At 70.6% G+C, this 13,719-nt stretch carries 14 protein-coding genes; 8 read left to right on the plus strand and 6 right to left on the minus strand.

Annotated features, from left to right (window positions below; translation table 11 throughout):
• Nucleotides 1-106: 106 nt before the first annotated feature.
• Nucleotides 107-1,474, plus strand: coding sequence for an ATP-dependent DNA helicase (locus FVP77_RS12465; RefSeq protein WP_147894909.1), 1,368 nt, complete (start codon nucleotides 107-109; stop codon nucleotides 1,472-1,474).
• Here the strand turns inward: FVP77_RS12465 and FVP77_RS12470 are convergent.
• Complete coding sequence (locus FVP77_RS12470) at nucleotides 1,462-2,115, minus strand: biliverdin-producing heme oxygenase (protein WP_147894910.1); 654 nt, start codon at nucleotides 2,113-2,115, stop codon at nucleotides 1,462-1,464. The two genes, FVP77_RS12465 and FVP77_RS12470, sit on opposite strands and share 13 nt — an antisense overlap.
• 71 nt (nucleotides 2,116-2,186) lie before the next feature.
• Entirely contained in the window at nucleotides 2,187-2,498 is a 312-nt protein-coding gene (locus FVP77_RS12475) for a DUF2470 domain-containing protein (protein ID WP_147894911.1), read from the minus strand.
• Between the two features lie 132 nt (nucleotides 2,499-2,630).
• On the opposite strand from FVP77_RS12475, the gene FVP77_RS12480 reads away from it, so the two are divergent.
• The 7 genes from FVP77_RS12480 (at nucleotide 2,631) to FVP77_RS12510 (ending at nucleotide 10,275) form a co-directional block, all read left to right on the plus strand.
• Entirely contained in the window at nucleotides 2,631-3,911 is a 1,281-nt protein-coding gene (locus tag FVP77_RS12480) for a serine hydrolase domain-containing protein (protein WP_147894912.1), read from the plus strand.
• Between the two features lie 19 nt (nucleotides 3,912-3,930).
• Nucleotides 3,931-4,830: an EamA family transporter gene (locus FVP77_RS12485; protein WP_147894913.1), complete on the plus strand. Its 900-nt coding sequence runs from the start codon at nucleotides 3,931-3,933 to the stop codon at nucleotides 4,828-4,830.
• A gap of 113 nt (nucleotides 4,831-4,943) precedes the next feature.
• The gene (locus FVP77_RS12490; RefSeq protein ID WP_147894914.1) at nucleotides 4,944-5,798 is read left to right on the plus strand and encodes a sulfurtransferase; all 855 of its coding nucleotides are present in this window, start codon (nucleotides 4,944-4,946) and stop codon (nucleotides 5,796-5,798) included.
• A 10-nt stretch (nucleotides 5,799-5,808) separates the two neighbouring features.
• The gene (locus FVP77_RS12495; RefSeq protein WP_147894915.1) at nucleotides 5,809-6,489 is read left to right on the plus strand and encodes a nucleoside/nucleotide kinase family protein; all 681 of its coding nucleotides are present in this window, start codon (nucleotides 5,809-5,811) and stop codon (nucleotides 6,487-6,489) included.
• A 51-nt stretch (nucleotides 6,490-6,540) separates the two neighbouring features.
• The gene (locus tag FVP77_RS12500; protein WP_147894916.1) at nucleotides 6,541-8,988 is read left to right on the plus strand and encodes a glycoside hydrolase family 3 C-terminal domain-containing protein; all 2,448 of its coding nucleotides are present in this window, start codon (nucleotides 6,541-6,543) and stop codon (nucleotides 8,986-8,988) included.
• A gap of 431 nt (nucleotides 8,989-9,419) precedes the next feature.
• Complete coding sequence (locus tag FVP77_RS12505; RefSeq protein WP_147894917.1) at nucleotides 9,420-9,746, plus strand: TraR/DksA family transcriptional regulator; 327 nt, start codon at nucleotides 9,420-9,422, stop codon at nucleotides 9,744-9,746.
• Entirely contained in the window at nucleotides 9,730-10,275 is a 546-nt protein-coding gene (locus FVP77_RS12510) for a hypothetical protein (protein ID WP_147894918.1), read from the plus strand. The genes FVP77_RS12505 and FVP77_RS12510 overlap by 17 nt, the downstream gene beginning before the upstream one ends.
• Before the next feature lie 39 nt (nucleotides 10,276-10,314).
• Here FVP77_RS12510 and FVP77_RS12515 read toward each other — a convergent pair whose 3' ends face one another.
• Genes FVP77_RS12515 through FVP77_RS12530 form a run of 4 tightly spaced genes read right to left on the minus strand, consistent with a single transcriptional unit; the run spans nucleotide 10,315 to nucleotide 13,423 of the window.
• Nucleotides 10,315-11,376, minus strand: a complete 1,062-nt coding sequence (locus tag FVP77_RS12515) for a sulfate/molybdate ABC transporter ATP-binding protein (RefSeq protein ID WP_147894919.1) — start codon at nucleotides 11,374-11,376, stop codon at nucleotides 10,315-10,317.
• Complete coding sequence (locus FVP77_RS12520) at nucleotides 11,373-12,197, minus strand: ABC transporter permease (RefSeq protein ID WP_147894920.1); 825 nt, start codon at nucleotides 12,195-12,197, stop codon at nucleotides 11,373-11,375. Before FVP77_RS12520 ends, FVP77_RS12515 begins: the two co-directional genes overlap by 4 nt.
• A 9-nt stretch (nucleotides 12,198-12,206) precedes the next feature.
• Nucleotides 12,207-13,016 carry a molybdate ABC transporter substrate-binding protein gene (gene modA / locus FVP77_RS12525; RefSeq protein WP_147894921.1) on the minus strand — a complete coding sequence of 270 codons (810 nt, stop codon included), beginning with the start codon at nucleotides 13,014-13,016 and terminating at the stop codon, nucleotides 12,207-12,209.
• Entirely contained in the window at nucleotides 13,016-13,423 is a 408-nt protein-coding gene (locus FVP77_RS12530; protein WP_147894922.1) for a TOBE domain-containing protein, read from the minus strand. The genes modA and FVP77_RS12530 overlap by 1 nt, the downstream gene beginning before the upstream one ends.
• Between the last annotated feature and the right edge of the window lie 296 nt (nucleotides 13,424-13,719).

Here is a 13,719-nt window from a genome sequence, read left to right on the forward strand (position 1 = left end):
GAAACCTCCGCTGAGCGACCGCCGCTGCGTCTCCGTTCGTTACCCTTCCGTTCCGAGCGGGGGACGATCCGCTGCTCGCGGCGCGTAGGGCGAATAACATGAACCGGTGAGTACGCCCGCCCTCTCCGCCGAGCAGGAGGCCCTCTTCCGGCTGATCGAAGACACGCGAGAGCACGTCTTCGTGACGGGCCGTGCCGGCACGGGGAAGTCCACGCTCCTGCAGTACCTGGCCTGGAACACTTCCAAGCAGATCGCCGTCTGCGCTCCGACCGGCGTCGCGGCGCTGAACGTCGAGGGGCAGACGATCCACTCGCTGTTCAAGCTGCCGATCGGGCTCATCGCATCCGGCGACATCGATCAGACCGATGCGACGCGCAAGATCCTCAACGCGATAGACACGCTCGTGATCGACGAGATCTCCATGGTGAACGCCGACCTCATGGACGGCATCGACCGGTCGCTCCGTCAGGCCCGCAACCGCCGGGCTGAGCCGTTCGGCGGGGTTCAGATCGTGATGTTCGGCGACCCGTACCAGCTCGCACCCGTGCCCCCTCGCGGCGACGAGGCGCGGTACATCGCCGACCACTACCGGTCGTTCTGGTTCTTCGACGCGAAGGTGTGGGCGGGCGAGGCCGCGGGTGACGGTCTCATCGAGCTCGGCCGGCACGGCGCCGACCTCCACATCCGCGAGCTGACCGAGATCCACCGTCAGTCGGACCCCGCCTTCAAGGCCCTCCTCAACGGGGTGCGGTACGGGCACGTCACCGCCGACATGGCGGGGGTGCTCAACGGCGCCGGCGCGCGGAAGCCTCCGGATCCCGCCGATGGCGAGCACCCGATCATCACCCTCGCCACCCGCAACGACATCGTCAACACGATCAACCGTCGGCATCTCGACGCGCTGGTCGGGCGCATGCAGACCGCCAACGCCGAGATCAACGGCGACTTCGGCCGGGGCGATGCGAGCTACCCCGCCGACGCCGAGCTGAAGCTGAAGGTCGGCGCCCAGGTGATGTTCCTGCGCAATGACATCTCGAACTTCGGCGAGCCGCCGAGGTGGGTCAACGGCACGATCGGCACGGTGAAGCGCATCACGGGGTCGAGCGTGCGGGTAGAGGTCGACGGCAAGACCTACGACGTCGAGCCGGCCGTCTGGGAGAAGTTCCGCTACGCCTACAACCCCGGGTCGAAGACGCTCTCCCGAGAGATCGTGGCGGAGTTCCAGCAGTTCCCGTTGCGGTTGGCGTGGGCGGTGACGATCCACAAGTCGCAGGGCAAGACGTACGATCGCGCGATCATCGACCTCGGCTCGGGCGCGTTCGCCCCCGGGCAGACCTACGTCGCGCTCAGCCGGCTGACGTCGCTCGACGGTCTCTACCTCACGCGACCGCTGCGCCCGAGCGACATCCGCGTCGATCCGGACGTGCAGCGGTTCATGGCCGGCGTGCGCGCCGCGCGGGCTCAGGCGACCTGAGTCGCCTTGGCTCGGCCGAGGTCTTCGAACAGCTCGGTGTTGAAGCGGTAGGCCAGCAGCACCTCGTCGATCACGCGTTGCTGTTCCGCAGCGTCCCAGGGCGCGGCATCCAACTGCTCGCGGTAGACGTCCTTGAACGCCTTCGGGTCGGCGATGTCGTCGAACACGTAGAACCCGATGCCGTTGGTCTCGAAGCCGAAGCGGCGCTGCATGAGCCGGCCGATGAACTGGCCGCCCGACAGGTCGCCGAGGTAGCGGGTGTAGTGATGCGCGACGAACCCGCCGGGCCAGGTGGCCCCGACCTGTTCGATGCGGGCGACATACGCCCGCGTGGTGGGGAGGGGCTCGATCCGCTCGCGCCAGTCGGGTCCGATGAGGAACTCGAGGTCGGCTTCGAGGGCGGGGAGCCGCGTGAGCCGGTCGCTGATGAACACGGATGCGACGGGGTCGCGTCGCATCCGCTCCGCCGCCGCCTCGAGGGCGGCGTAGATGCACCAGTGCTGGGCGACCAGCGCGACGTAGTCGTCGCGGGTGCCCTCGCCCTTCATGAGGTCGGTCATGAAGCCGGAGCCTTCGCTCGACGAGTGCGCGCTGCTCGAGCGCTCGCGAAGTGCGGCGGAGAAGAGGATGACGTCGCTCATAACGGTCATCATAGGGGAAAGTAAGGGCGCCCTAACCTACAGATTTCCTCGGGGTCACCCGAGAGCACCTGTCAGCCGTGCGGGCGCGGCTCGATGCCGAGTCGCTCGCAGGCTCCGTCGTAGAGGGCGACGATCTCCCGTCGCACCTCCGGACGCTCGGTGATGGGTCCGCTCGGCCACGGCACCCGCAGCGGTTCGACCGCGCCGTCCGCCCCCGTGACCTCCCACTCGCCGCCGTCGCCGTCGAACGACGTCATGGTGGCCGAAACCGCTGCGGGGTCGAGACCGAACGCACGCGCGATGAGGATGTTGTCATCGGTGTGGTCGCTGTTCATGTGGCGGAGGACGCCCGCGATCGTGGCGTCGTCGAAGCTGTGCGGCATCGCCCCAGCCTAGGCAAACTCGTGATCCAGCTGTGACCTGCCCTCAGCCGATGATCGGGGTGGGGGCGGAGCGGTGTGATTCAATTCTTGGACGCGTAAAACCACGCGTGCAGGATCCCCCGGGGGGTGAGGATGCGAATCCTTCCCAAGCGCCGCGGCGCCGCGGTCGCCGCGGGCGTGGCATTGGCATTGATCGCGCTGAGCGGCTGCTCCGCTCAGCAGACGGTCGACATCGACGTACCCCCGCAGACCGAGGCCGCGCTCCCCGCTGAGACGGTGACGCAGCTCGAGGCCGCCGTCACCGCGGCGATGACGGCGACCGGGTCGTCGGGCGCGATCGTCGGGGTCTGGGCGCCGTGGAGCGGCACGTGGGTGACCGCGCTGGGAACGCAGTCGATCGGCGGGTCCGAGCCGGTGACGGCGGACATGGGCTTCCGCGCGGCCGACGTCACGCGGGCGATGACGTGCGACGTCCTGTACGCGGTGGCCGCGGAGGGCGCGCTCTCGGTCGACGACTCGGTGACGATGTACGTGTCCGCCGTGCCCGAACTCGCCGACGTGACACTGCGCCAGCTCTGCGACAGCACCTCCGGCATCGGCTCGTACGCGTCGCAGCTGCAGTCGCTGGTGCTGTCCAATCCCGCTCGGGTCTGGAACCCGCGGGAATTGGCGGCGTACGGTCTCGCCGAGCTCGACGACTCGCAGCCCGGCACGGTGTTCCGCGACTCCGACGCCGGGTACCTCATCCTCGGTCTCGCCCTCGAACGCGCGAAGAACGAGAGCCTCCCGTCGCTCATCGAGCGTTACATCACGGAGCCGCTGGAGCTGCCGTCGACGCGTCTGCCCGCGACCGCGGCACAGGCCCCCGGCGACGGCGCCGTCCTCGACGGCCACTGGTCGACGCCCGATGCGGCCGGAGCCTGGAACTGCACCGATCCCGCGGACTTCACCACGTTGTCGTCGAGCATCGGCGGCGCCGACTCGGGCGCCGTCACCACGATCGACGACCTCGGCCGGTACGCGCAGGCTCTTGCGACGAACGCGCTCGGGTCCGAGGATGACGGGCGCTTCTCGACCCCGCTGCCGGTGTCCGCCGACCAGCCGACGTGGCTCACGACGACGGGCGGCGCCTATCAGGCCGGCTCGCTCGTCGGGCAGTACGGATCGATCCCCGGCTACATCACCGCCGCCTTCGCCGACCCGACCACCGGCATGACCGTCGCGGTCGTCCTCAACAACTCGGGCGCGAACCAGGCGATCGGCGCATGGCTGGCGTGGGAGCTCGCGGCGATCGCTTCGAAGGCCCCGGCGGCAGCCGGCCAGACCGTGCCCGAGGCCGGTCTGCCGTGGACGGCCCAGCAGTGGCACGACCAGATCGCGGGCAACGCGATCTGCGCGCCGCCCGCGGCGTGACGATCGCCTCGGCCGTGTCGTGACGACGCGTCGGACGAACACCGCGCTCGCCTTCGTCCTCGTCGGACTCGTCTGTCAGGAGGTCGGAGCGTCGGTCGCCGTGCTCCTGTTCCCGCAGGTCGGGCCCCTGGGCATGGTCATGCTGCGGCTGGTGTTCTCTGCCGCGATCCTGCTCCTCATCGCGCGACCCCGCCTGCGCGGGCACACCGCGAGCGCCTGGCGCTCCGTGCTGGCCTTCGGTGCGGTGCTCGCCTTGATGAACGGATTGTTCTACCTCGCGCTGTCGAGGTTGCCCCTCGGCGTCACGGTGACGATCGAGGTGCTGGGGCCGCTCGCCCTCTCGATCATCGCGAGCCGCCGCGCGTCGGCGTGGGTCTGGGCGGGCCTCGCCCTCGTCGGGGTCGCCGCGCTCGGGGGCGGCGGCTGGGATCGGCTCGATCTGCTCGGCGTGCTCTTCGCCCTCGGTGCGGCGGCCGCGTGGGCGCTGTACATCCTCGCGTCCGCACGCGTGGGCGCCGAGTTCCCGCGACTCGACGGGCTCGCTCTGGCGATGACGGTCGGCGCCCTGATCGCACTGCCGTTCGGCGTCGTCGACGGCGGATCGGCGCTCCTGCGGCCCGAGCTCCTCGCGCTCGGGCTCGCGGTGGCCATCCTGTCATCGACCATCCCCTACGCGCTCGAACTGCTCGCACTGCGCCGACTGCCCGCCTCGACGTTCGCGATCCTCATGAGCCTGGGCCCGGTGACCGCCTCGCTCGCCGGGTTCTTCCTGCTCCAGCAGCACCTCGCATGGCTGGAGATCGTCGGGATCGCCCTCGTGATCGTCGCGTCGATCGGCGCCGTCCGCGCGAGCACCCGTGGGGGTGCAGCATCCTCCCCGCGCGACTCCGATCCGCCGCTCGCCGAACCCCTCCCCTGACACCCCTTCCGCCGTCGCCAATCGCGGCGCGCATCGACCGTTCGCGACGGGGAGGCGGCGCAATCGCAGGTAACGGATGTGCGCGAGCGACCGAGGAGTGCGACGCTCGTCACATGAGCAACCTGGTGAGCGTGTCGGAACTGAGCGAGCTCCTCGAAGCGGGCGCGCCCGTGCGTGTGCTCGACGTGCGGTGGCGTCTGGACAAGCCCGACGGTCGGGCCGAGTACCTCGACGGTCATCTGCCCGGCGCGGTCTACGTCGATCTCGGTGGCGAACTGGCCGACCACGCGGTGCCGGATCGGGGCCGCCATCCGTTGCCGACGACCGCCGATCTGGAGCGGTCCGCACGTCGCTGGGGGCTGCACGACGGCGACATCGTGGTCGCGTACGACCATGCCCGCGGCCTCGCTGCAGCGCGCGCGTGGTGGCTGCTGCGCCGCGCGGGGGTCGACATCCGCGTCCTCGACGGCGGTCTCCCGGCGTGGGTGGCCGCCGGGGGTGCGCTCGAGACCGGCGAGGTCACCGCGCCGAGGGGCGACGTGCACCTCACCGATTCCATCGTCGGGGTCATCGACATCGACGAGGCGGCGGCCTTCCCCCGCGTGGGTGTGCTCCTCGACGTGCGCGCGCCCGAGCGGTACCGCGGCGACGTCGAGCCGCTCGACCCGATCGGCGGGCACATCCCGGGTGCCGTGAACCTTCCGACGCCGGTGCACCTGGCGGACGACGGGACGCTGCGTCGCCCCGACGAGCTCCGGGCGACCTTCGCCGAGGCCGGCGTGACCGAAGGGACGCCGGTCGCCGTCTACTGCGGTTCGGGCATCACCGCCGCGCACACGGCCCTCGCGCTGGAGGAGGCGGGGATCGAAGCGCTCGTGTTCCCCGGTTCGTGGAGCGAATGGTCCACCGCCCCGGGCCGTCCGGTCGCCCGCGGCGACGCTCCATCCGGTGCCGGCCCCGCGGAGTGACGCGGTGTCGATGACCGGCCGACCGTCGGGCGCGGCCCTGGCAGGGCTGGCTTCGCGGATCGAGGCCGCGGCGACCCCCGGACGGAGGTTCGTCGTCGGCATCGCGGGCAGCCCGGGGAGCGGCAAGACGACTCTGGCGCTCTCGCTGGTGGGCCACCTCAACGCTCGGCGCACCGGCGTCGCCGCGCACCTGCCGATGGACGGATTCCACCTCGCCAACGACGCCCTCGAGCGGCGGGGGCTCCGAGAACGCAAGGGCGCCATCGAGACCTTCGACGGATGGGGGTTCCTGGCGATACTCGGCCGTCTGCGCGAGGAGACCGATCACACGATCTTCGCGCCGAGCTTCCGCCGCGAGGTCGACGAGGGGATCGCCGGCGAGATCGCGATCGAGCCCGACGTCGAGATCGTCGTCGTCGAAGGCAACTACCTGCTCGTCGACCGGCCGCCCTGGGCGGGAGTGCGCCCCCAGCTCGACGTGGCCTGGTTCTGCCGGACACCCCCGGCCGACCGCGAGGCCCGGCTCATCGACCGCCATATGCGGCACGGGCGCACGCGCGAGGCCGCGACGACGTTCGCGCGCGAGGTCGACGGTGCGAACGCGCTGCTGATCGAAGCATCCGCCGCCCGTGCCGATCTGGTCGTCTCGGGCGTCACGGGCGAGCCCGAGGCGGTCGCGTCGGAGCGATAAACTGCACACCGCTCGGACGCACGCCGCGCCCGCCCGGCGGGAGGGGGTTTCGTGGACGGTCCCGCCGATGTCCTGCGCCGACTCACGACCCTGCAGAAGGCGGCGCTGCTCAGCGGCGAGAACGTCTGGCAGACCCGCGCGGTCCCCACGGCCGGAGTGCCGGCGATCCGGCTCGCCGACGGTCCTCACGGATTGCGCCGCCAGCTCGGTGCCGCCGATCACCTCGGCCTCGCCGCGTCGGAGCCCGCGACGTGCTTCCCGACCGCGGCGACGGTGGCCGGGAGCTGGGATCCCGAGCTCGCCGAGCGGATCGGGGCGGCGCTGGGGCGCGAGGCTGCCGCGCAGGGTGTCGATGTGCTGCTCGGCCCGGGGCTGAACATCACACGGAGCCCGCTGGGCGGTCGCAATTTCGAGTACTTCTCCGAGGATCCCGAGCTCTCCGGCCTGCTTGCGGCCGCTTACGTGCGGGGTATCCAGTCGGAGGGGGTCGCGGCCACTCCGAAGCACTTCGCGGTGAACAGCCAGGAGCTGCGCCGGATGGTCAGTGATTCGGTGGTCGACGAGCGGACGCTGCGGGAGATCTATCTGACGGCGTTCGAGATCGTGGTGCGCGAGGCGCGGCCGTGGGCGTTGATGAGTGCCTACAACCTCGTCAACGGCACGTACGCGCACGAGAACCGGCACCTGCTGACGGAGATCCTCCGCGGGGAATGGGGTTTCGACGGCGCCGTGATCTCGGACTGGGGCGGGGGCGACGACCCGGTCGCCGCGGTCGCCGGGGGCGGCACGCTCGAGATGCCGTCGCCGGGGTTCGATTCCGCCCGCGCGATCGTCGCCGCGGTGGAGCGGGGTGATCTCGACGTCGCCGACCTCGATGCGCGGGTGATCGAGCTGTTGCGGCTCGTCGAGCGGGTGACGGCCCGCGGCGCTCCGGGCGAGGTGGATGCTGCCGCCCACGACGCGCTCGCCCGGCGCGCGGCGGCGGAGTCGGCCGTGCTGCTGCGCAACAGCGATGCGATCCTTCCTCTCGCGCCGGGTACCCGGGTGGCACTCATCGGCGACTTCGTCACGGAGCCGCGCTTCCAGGGCGCAGGCTCGTCGCTCGTGAATCCGACCCGCGTCGCCAATCTGCGCGACGCGATGGCGGCGACGGAGCTCGTGACGACCGCGGTGGCCCAGGGCTTCCGCCGTGACGAGGTGCCCGACGCGGCGTTGGTCGCCGAGGCGGTCGGTGCGGCACGCGACGCCGATCTCGCGGTGCTCATGCTCGGCCTCCCGGAGATCGCCGATGCGGAGGGGCTCGACCGATCCACACTCGCGATCCCCGCCGACCAGATCGCGCTTCTGCGCGCGGTGGCGGCGGCGAATCCGAGAACCGTGGTCGTGCTCAGCGCGGGCGGCGTGATCGAGACGGGTCCGTGGATCGACGACGCCGCCGCACTGCTGCACGCCTATCTCGGAGGGCAGGCCGGGGCGGATGCGATCGCCGACCTGCTGACGGGCGCGGCGGCGCCCTCGGGGCGACTGGCCGAGACGTTCCCCCGGGCACTGGCCGACGGAGCGACGGCCAGGACCTTCCCCAGCGCCGCTCGAACGGCGGAGTATCGCGAGGGACTGTACGTCGGCTACCGGTTCTTCGACTCCGCCGGTGTCGATGTCGCCTTCCCGTTCGGCTTCGGGCTGACGTACACGACCTTCGCGTATGCGAATCTGCGCGCGACGCCCGATGAGGTGCGGATCGAGGTCACCAACACCGGCTCTCGCGCGGGCGCCGAGGTGGTGCAGGTCTATGTCGGACGGCGGAGTCCGAGCGTCGTCCACCGGCCACGCCGTGAGCTGAAGGCCTTCGCGAAGGTGCGGCTCGAACCCGGCGAGACCCGCGACGTGGTGCTGACGCTCGGCTCCCGAGGCTTCCGCCACTTCGATGTGTCGGCGGGTGCGTGGGCGGTCGAGGCGGGGGAGTACGACATCCACGTGGGTCCGAACGTCCGCGACATCGAGCACGTCGCGACCGTCACGGTCGACGGCGGCGAGACGACAGCATCCGGCGCCGACGAGGTCGCGGCCTACCGCACAGCCGACGTGCGCGACGTCTCCGACGCCGACTTCGCGGCTCTGCTCGGGCGCCCGATCCCGTCATCGCACTGGCCGGTCGACCGGCTCGGTGTCAACGATCCGATCGACCGGCTGCACGTGGCGCGCAGCCGCGTGGTGCGCGCGATCTTCCGACTCGTCGAGCGTCGCCATCAGCGTGCGCTCCGGGCCGGGCGTCCCGACCTCAACGTGGTCTTCGTCTTCAACGCGCCGTTCCGCGCGATCTCGAAGATGAGCGGCAGCAGAACGACGCACGCCGTCACAGACGCCGTGCTGTTCCTCGTGAACGGCCACACCTTCCGCGGTGCCGCTCGCGTCGTCGCGGCCTACGTCCACGGGCGCCGTGATGAGAGGGCGACGCGTGAAGAGTTCCGTCGCGGACGCAGGTCGCCCGGCCCTTCGTGAGCTGAAAGTCCAAGACACCCGGAGTCGCGGGCTCGTGCGCCCGGGTGTCTTGGACTCTCGAGCAGCCGAAGCCGCGGGTGCATTCCTCTCGACAAAGCATTTCGGGTCGTTCGAAAATGCCGATCGACGACGGGCACGGCGAATGAGTCGGGTCGATTTGCCTTTTCCGGAAAGCGAGCTACGGTGATGGCATGTCCATGATCGTCCGCCCGGGAGACCGCTCCGCGTTCCGCGCCCCACCGCCCTGATCCTCACGATCTCGGTTGTCACGCGCGTCGCATGAGCGGCGTTTTTTTGTACCCGGCGGCGGTTATTCCCGCGCCCGCATTTCGCGCTTTGCGCAGCGTCGCGGAAAAGCTCCGCGACGCCCTGTTCCGTGAAGAGCGTCGCCGACGTCGCTTTCCATCCTCACTTTCTTTCTCAGGATTCCCATGTCTGCCGATACCTCAACACCGTCCGCCCCGCCGCTGGACGTCATTCGTCTTCGTCGCCTTCTCGAGCACGATCTCGCCCAGCGGCAGGAGATCGTGCGTCAGGCGGCGCCGAGCGCCGCGCCGAACCTCGACCCCGTGTCGTGGGCCACCAGCACCGCGACACGGCGGGTCGTGGACCAGATCACCGCGGCACTCGCGCGCCTCGACGACGGAACCTACGGTCGCTGCATCCGCTGCGGCGAGCGGATCGCCGGAGCTCGGCTGGACGTCCTCCCCCATGCCGAGAACTGTCTCGATTGCCAGCGCCGTGTCGACGGAGCCTGATGGCGCCCCCGAGCACTCCCCCCTGATCGCGATGATCGGAGCTCGGCTGGGGTTCCTGGCGGCGCTGCGCGCGGCGCCGGAAGTGCAGGAGTTCCCACGTGCCGGTGCGGTGTCGGGGCGTCACCGTGCCGTCGTCATCGGGGTGGACGTCGCCGCGTCGCGCACTCGCCACCAGCTTCGAGCGGTTCTGCGCGACGTCGAGGTTCAATGCTCGGTGCTCGTGAGCCGGCTGCACCGGCTGGAGCACATCCTCGTCGTCCTGAACGGCTCGATCCTTCCGGAGCGGATCGTGCTGCGGATCTGCGACGGCGCGGCGGGACGCATCCACGCCTACCTCGAGCAGGCTTGTGCGCGCTCGATCGTGCTCACCGTCCTCCTCGCCGGCGAGTGCGACGACCACGGGAGTCTCGCCGAGCGTCTCATGGCGCGGGCGCGACAACGCGCGTCCCTCGACGCGCGAATCGCGTTGCGCTGGCGCGACATCGTGAGCCAGCCGATCGGCGCGGTCGGAGCGAACACCTACGTGTGAGTCGACCCGCACGCCGACGGCCGCCCATGACTCCGCAGGTCAGAGCTCGTACGCCAGGGCGTCGCGCGCCTCGAAGGTGAACCATGCCGTCGCTCCCGGCGTGAGATCCAGCTCGGCGACGCGAGCGGGGAGCACATCGGCGGCGATACCGGTCGAGCGCACGCGGATGAGATCGCCGCGCGGTTCCAGGTCGGTGATCTCACCCGCGATCGTGACGGCGTCGGAATCGCGTGGAGGACGCGTGCTGGTCGTGACCACGACCGACGAGGGACGGATCGACACCCCGACGCGTGCGCCCACCGGTATCGCGTCGACGCCGAGTGCAGGGAGCGGGTGCCCGTCGTCGGTGCGGATCCCGTCGGCGGTACGCGTGCCGGTGAGGAGGTTCAGGGCGACGAGCCCCGCGGCGAACGGGGTCGCCGGTCGGTCCAGCACGTCGCGGGTCGGCCCCGTGTCGACGATGCGCCCCGCTTCGAGGACGACGACGCGATCGGCGAGGGTGAAGGCATCGAGAACGTCGTGGGTCACGATGACGGCCGTCCGGTCGGCGAGGACGTCGCGCAGCATCCGCCGCAGAGCCGGCGCGACCGACACGTCGAGGGCGGACATCGGCTCGTCGAGCAGGAGCAGCGCCGGGTCGGAGGCCAACGCGCGGGCGACGGCGATGCGCTGCGCCTGCCCGCCGGAGAGCTGGGCCGGCTTCCTGTCGTGCAGCCCCGCGGCGTCGACGCGCTCCAGCCACTCCATGGCCGTCCGGTTCGCCGCCTCGCGCGGGATCCGCTTGCTGCGGGGGCCGAAGGCGACGTTGTCGCGAGCCGTGAGATGGGGGAACAGCAGCGCATCCTGGGCGAGCATCGACACACCTCGTCGGTGCGGGGCGAGCCAGCGGCTCCGGGTGCCGTCGGGCGAGATGTCGAACAGCGTGCGGTCGTCCAGTCGCGCGCGGCCGGTGGTCGGGCGGAGGAGGCCGGCGGTGACGTTCAGGAACGTGGATTTGCCCGCCCCGTTGGGTCCGAGAACGGCGACGGTCTCGCCGGCGGCGACCTCGACGGCGACGTCGAAGCCGCGGTCGGCGACGGTGGCCGTGAAGGAGAAGCTCACGAGTGCGCCTTCCCGAGCCGGGGGAGGCGTGCTTCGCCCGCCTGATGAGCGATGGCCACCACGATGATGGCGACGACGACCAGCACGAGCGACAGCGCCACCGCCGCATCGGGGTCGGTCTCGCGCTGCAGGTAGATCTCCAGCGGCAGGGTGCGCGTGACCCCCTGCAGCGATCCGGCGAACGTCAGCGTCGCCCCGAACTCGCCCAGCGCTCGCGCGAACGACAGCACCGCGCCCGAGAGCATCGCGGGAAGCACGAGGGGCAGCGTGATGCGGCGCAGCACCGTCGTGGGGCGGGCGCCGAGGGTGGCGCCGACCGCCTCGTACCTCGTGCCGGCGGTGCGCAGCGCGCCCTCGAGGCTGAGCACGAGGAACGGAAGCGCGACGAAGGTCTGAGCCAGGACGACGGCGGTGGTCGAGAAGGCGATCGAGATCCCGAAGACCTCGAGACTCTGCCCGAGGAGTCCGCGGCGTCCGAAGGTGTACAACAGGGCGATCCCGCCGACGACCGGCGGGAGGACGAGGGGGAGGAGCACCAGCGACCGGAGGATCTTCTGCCCCCAGAACCGCGTCCGCGCGAGAACCAGCGACATGGGAACGCCGACGATGATGCACAGCGCCGTCGCCGTGAGCGACGTGCGGAGGCTCAGCCACAGCGCCGCCACCGAAGACTCCGAGGTGACGAGCGGGAGGAACTCCGCCCAGTTCACACGGGAGATCATCGCCGCCAACGGGACCACGACGAACGCGGCACCGATGACGGCGATGGCCACGACCCATCCGGGTACCCCCGCGTAGGGGGAGCTTCTCCGAGACGACATGAGGGTCGGCTACGGCTGCCCGAAGCCGGCGGCCGACAGCACGTGCTGGCCCACCGAACCGGTGACGAACGCCACGAATGCCGCGGCGACGTCGGGGGCGACGGAGTCCTTGACGACCGCGATGGGGTAGGTGTTGACCGCCTGGCTCGACTCCGCGAACTCGATGCCCTGCACGGCGTCGCCGGCCGAGATCACGTCGGTGACATACACGAGACCGGCATCGGCTTCGCCCGAGGTGACCTTGCCGAGCACGTCGGTGACGGAGGACTCCTCGCTCACCGGGATGATGTCGATCCCGGTGGCCGTCTCGACGGTCGCCGTCGCCGCGCCGCAGGGCACCTGTGCCGCGCAGATCACCGTCTTCACCGCAGGGTCGGCGAGATCGGCGAAGTCCTTCACCCCGGCGGGGTTTCCGGGCGGGACGGCGATCTCGAGCACGTTCGTCGCGAAATCGACGGGGGCGTCGGACTCGATGAGGCCCGCGTCGGTCAGCTTCGCCATGTTCTTCTCATCGGCCGAGGCGAAGACGTCGGCGGGCGCGCCCTCGGTGATCTGCGTCACGAGGTCGGAGGAGCCGGCGAAGGTCAGCTCGACGGTCGTGCCCGGATTCGCCGCCTCGAACTCCGCTGCGAGCTCCGTGAAGGTCGTCTTCAGGGATGCTGCGGCGAAGACGGTGATGGATCCCTCCAGGGTCGCGCCGCTGGTGGAGGAGGAGGGCGACGGGCCCGACGTCGCCGCGGTCCCCCCGGCGCAGGCGGTGAGAGCGAGCGCCACGGTGACGGCGAGGAGCGTCGATGCGAGCTTCGAGGTGCGGGTCATCACGGGGCCTTCGCTTCGGGGGTCTCGATGATGACCGTGGTGGCCTTCACGACGGCGATCGCGACGGAGCCGGGCTCGAGCGCGAGCTCGCGCACCGCGTCGCTGCTCATGAGCGAGACGATCCGGTGGGGACCGCACTGCAGTTCCACCTGCGCCATGACGGTGTCCATGCGGATATCGGTCACCACTCCGACGAGTCGGTTGCGGGCGGATCGTCCGATCTCCGACGGATCGACTGGCAGCACGGCGTTCTTGCGCGCGAGGAGCGCGACCGCGAGGGCGTCGACGACGGTGCGTCCGGACGCATCCCGGGTGCTCTCCAGAACACCGACGTCGATCCAGCGCCGGACCGTGTCGTCGCTGACGGCCAGAAACGCGGCGGCGTCCTTGATACGAATTTGCGACATGAGAGAGATGTTATTTCCGCAGCAGCGGAAAGAACAGCCCCTGGGCACAGGCGTCGTCAATTCGACCGCCGCGCGGCGACGGGGGCGCGCGCGAAGATGCGGGTGGTTGCCCGTGAGGGGGCGCCGAGGCCTCGCGCGGGTGGCCGCACCGCGCGGGGTGACGCATCGGATCGTGGATGTCATTTCTCGCGCAAGGTGGCACCGTCCGTCGTCGACTCTCACCAAGTGGCACGGATGATTCCGCGGCATTGCCACTCGTCTAACTCGGCCGCGTTCTCACTCGACATGACACTTCC

This window comes from Microbacterium hatanonis, assembly GCF_008017415.1.
Classification (GTDB): Bacteria; Actinomycetota; Actinomycetes; order Actinomycetales; family Microbacteriaceae; genus Microbacterium; species Microbacterium hatanonis.

Excerpts from the sequence above, each read along its gene's own strand:
- modA (WP_147894921.1), bottom strand. The coding sequence starts at position 13,016 with ATGACCCGCACCTCGAAGCTCGCATCGACGCTCCTCGCCGTCACCGTG.
- FVP77_RS12495 (WP_147894915.1), top strand. The coding sequence starts at position 5,809 with ATGACCGGCCGACCGTCGGGCGCGGCCCTGGCAGGGCTGGCTTCGCGG.
- FVP77_RS12470 (WP_147894910.1), bottom strand. The coding sequence starts at position 2,115 with ATGAGCGACGTCATCCTCTTCTCCGCCGCACTTCGCGAGCGCTCGAGC.
- FVP77_RS12520 (WP_147894920.1), bottom strand. The coding sequence starts at position 12,197 with ATGTCGTCTCGGAGAAGCTCCCCCTACGCGGGGGTACCCGGATGGGTC.
- FVP77_RS12530 (WP_147894922.1), bottom strand. The coding sequence starts at position 13,423 with ATGTCGCAAATTCGTATCAAGGACGCCGCCGCGTTTCTGGCCGTCAGC.
- FVP77_RS12490 (WP_147894914.1), top strand. The coding sequence starts at position 4,944 with ATGAGCAACCTGGTGAGCGTGTCGGAACTGAGCGAGCTCCTCGAAGCG.
- FVP77_RS12505 (WP_147894917.1), top strand. The coding sequence starts at position 9,420 with ATGTCTGCCGATACCTCAACACCGTCCGCCCCGCCGCTGGACGTCATT.
- FVP77_RS12475 (WP_147894911.1), bottom strand. The coding sequence starts at position 2,498 with ATGCCGCACAGCTTCGACGACGCCACGATCGCGGGCGTCCTCCGCCAC.
- FVP77_RS12480 (WP_147894912.1), top strand. The coding sequence starts at position 2,631 with ATGCGAATCCTTCCCAAGCGCCGCGGCGCCGCGGTCGCCGCGGGCGTG.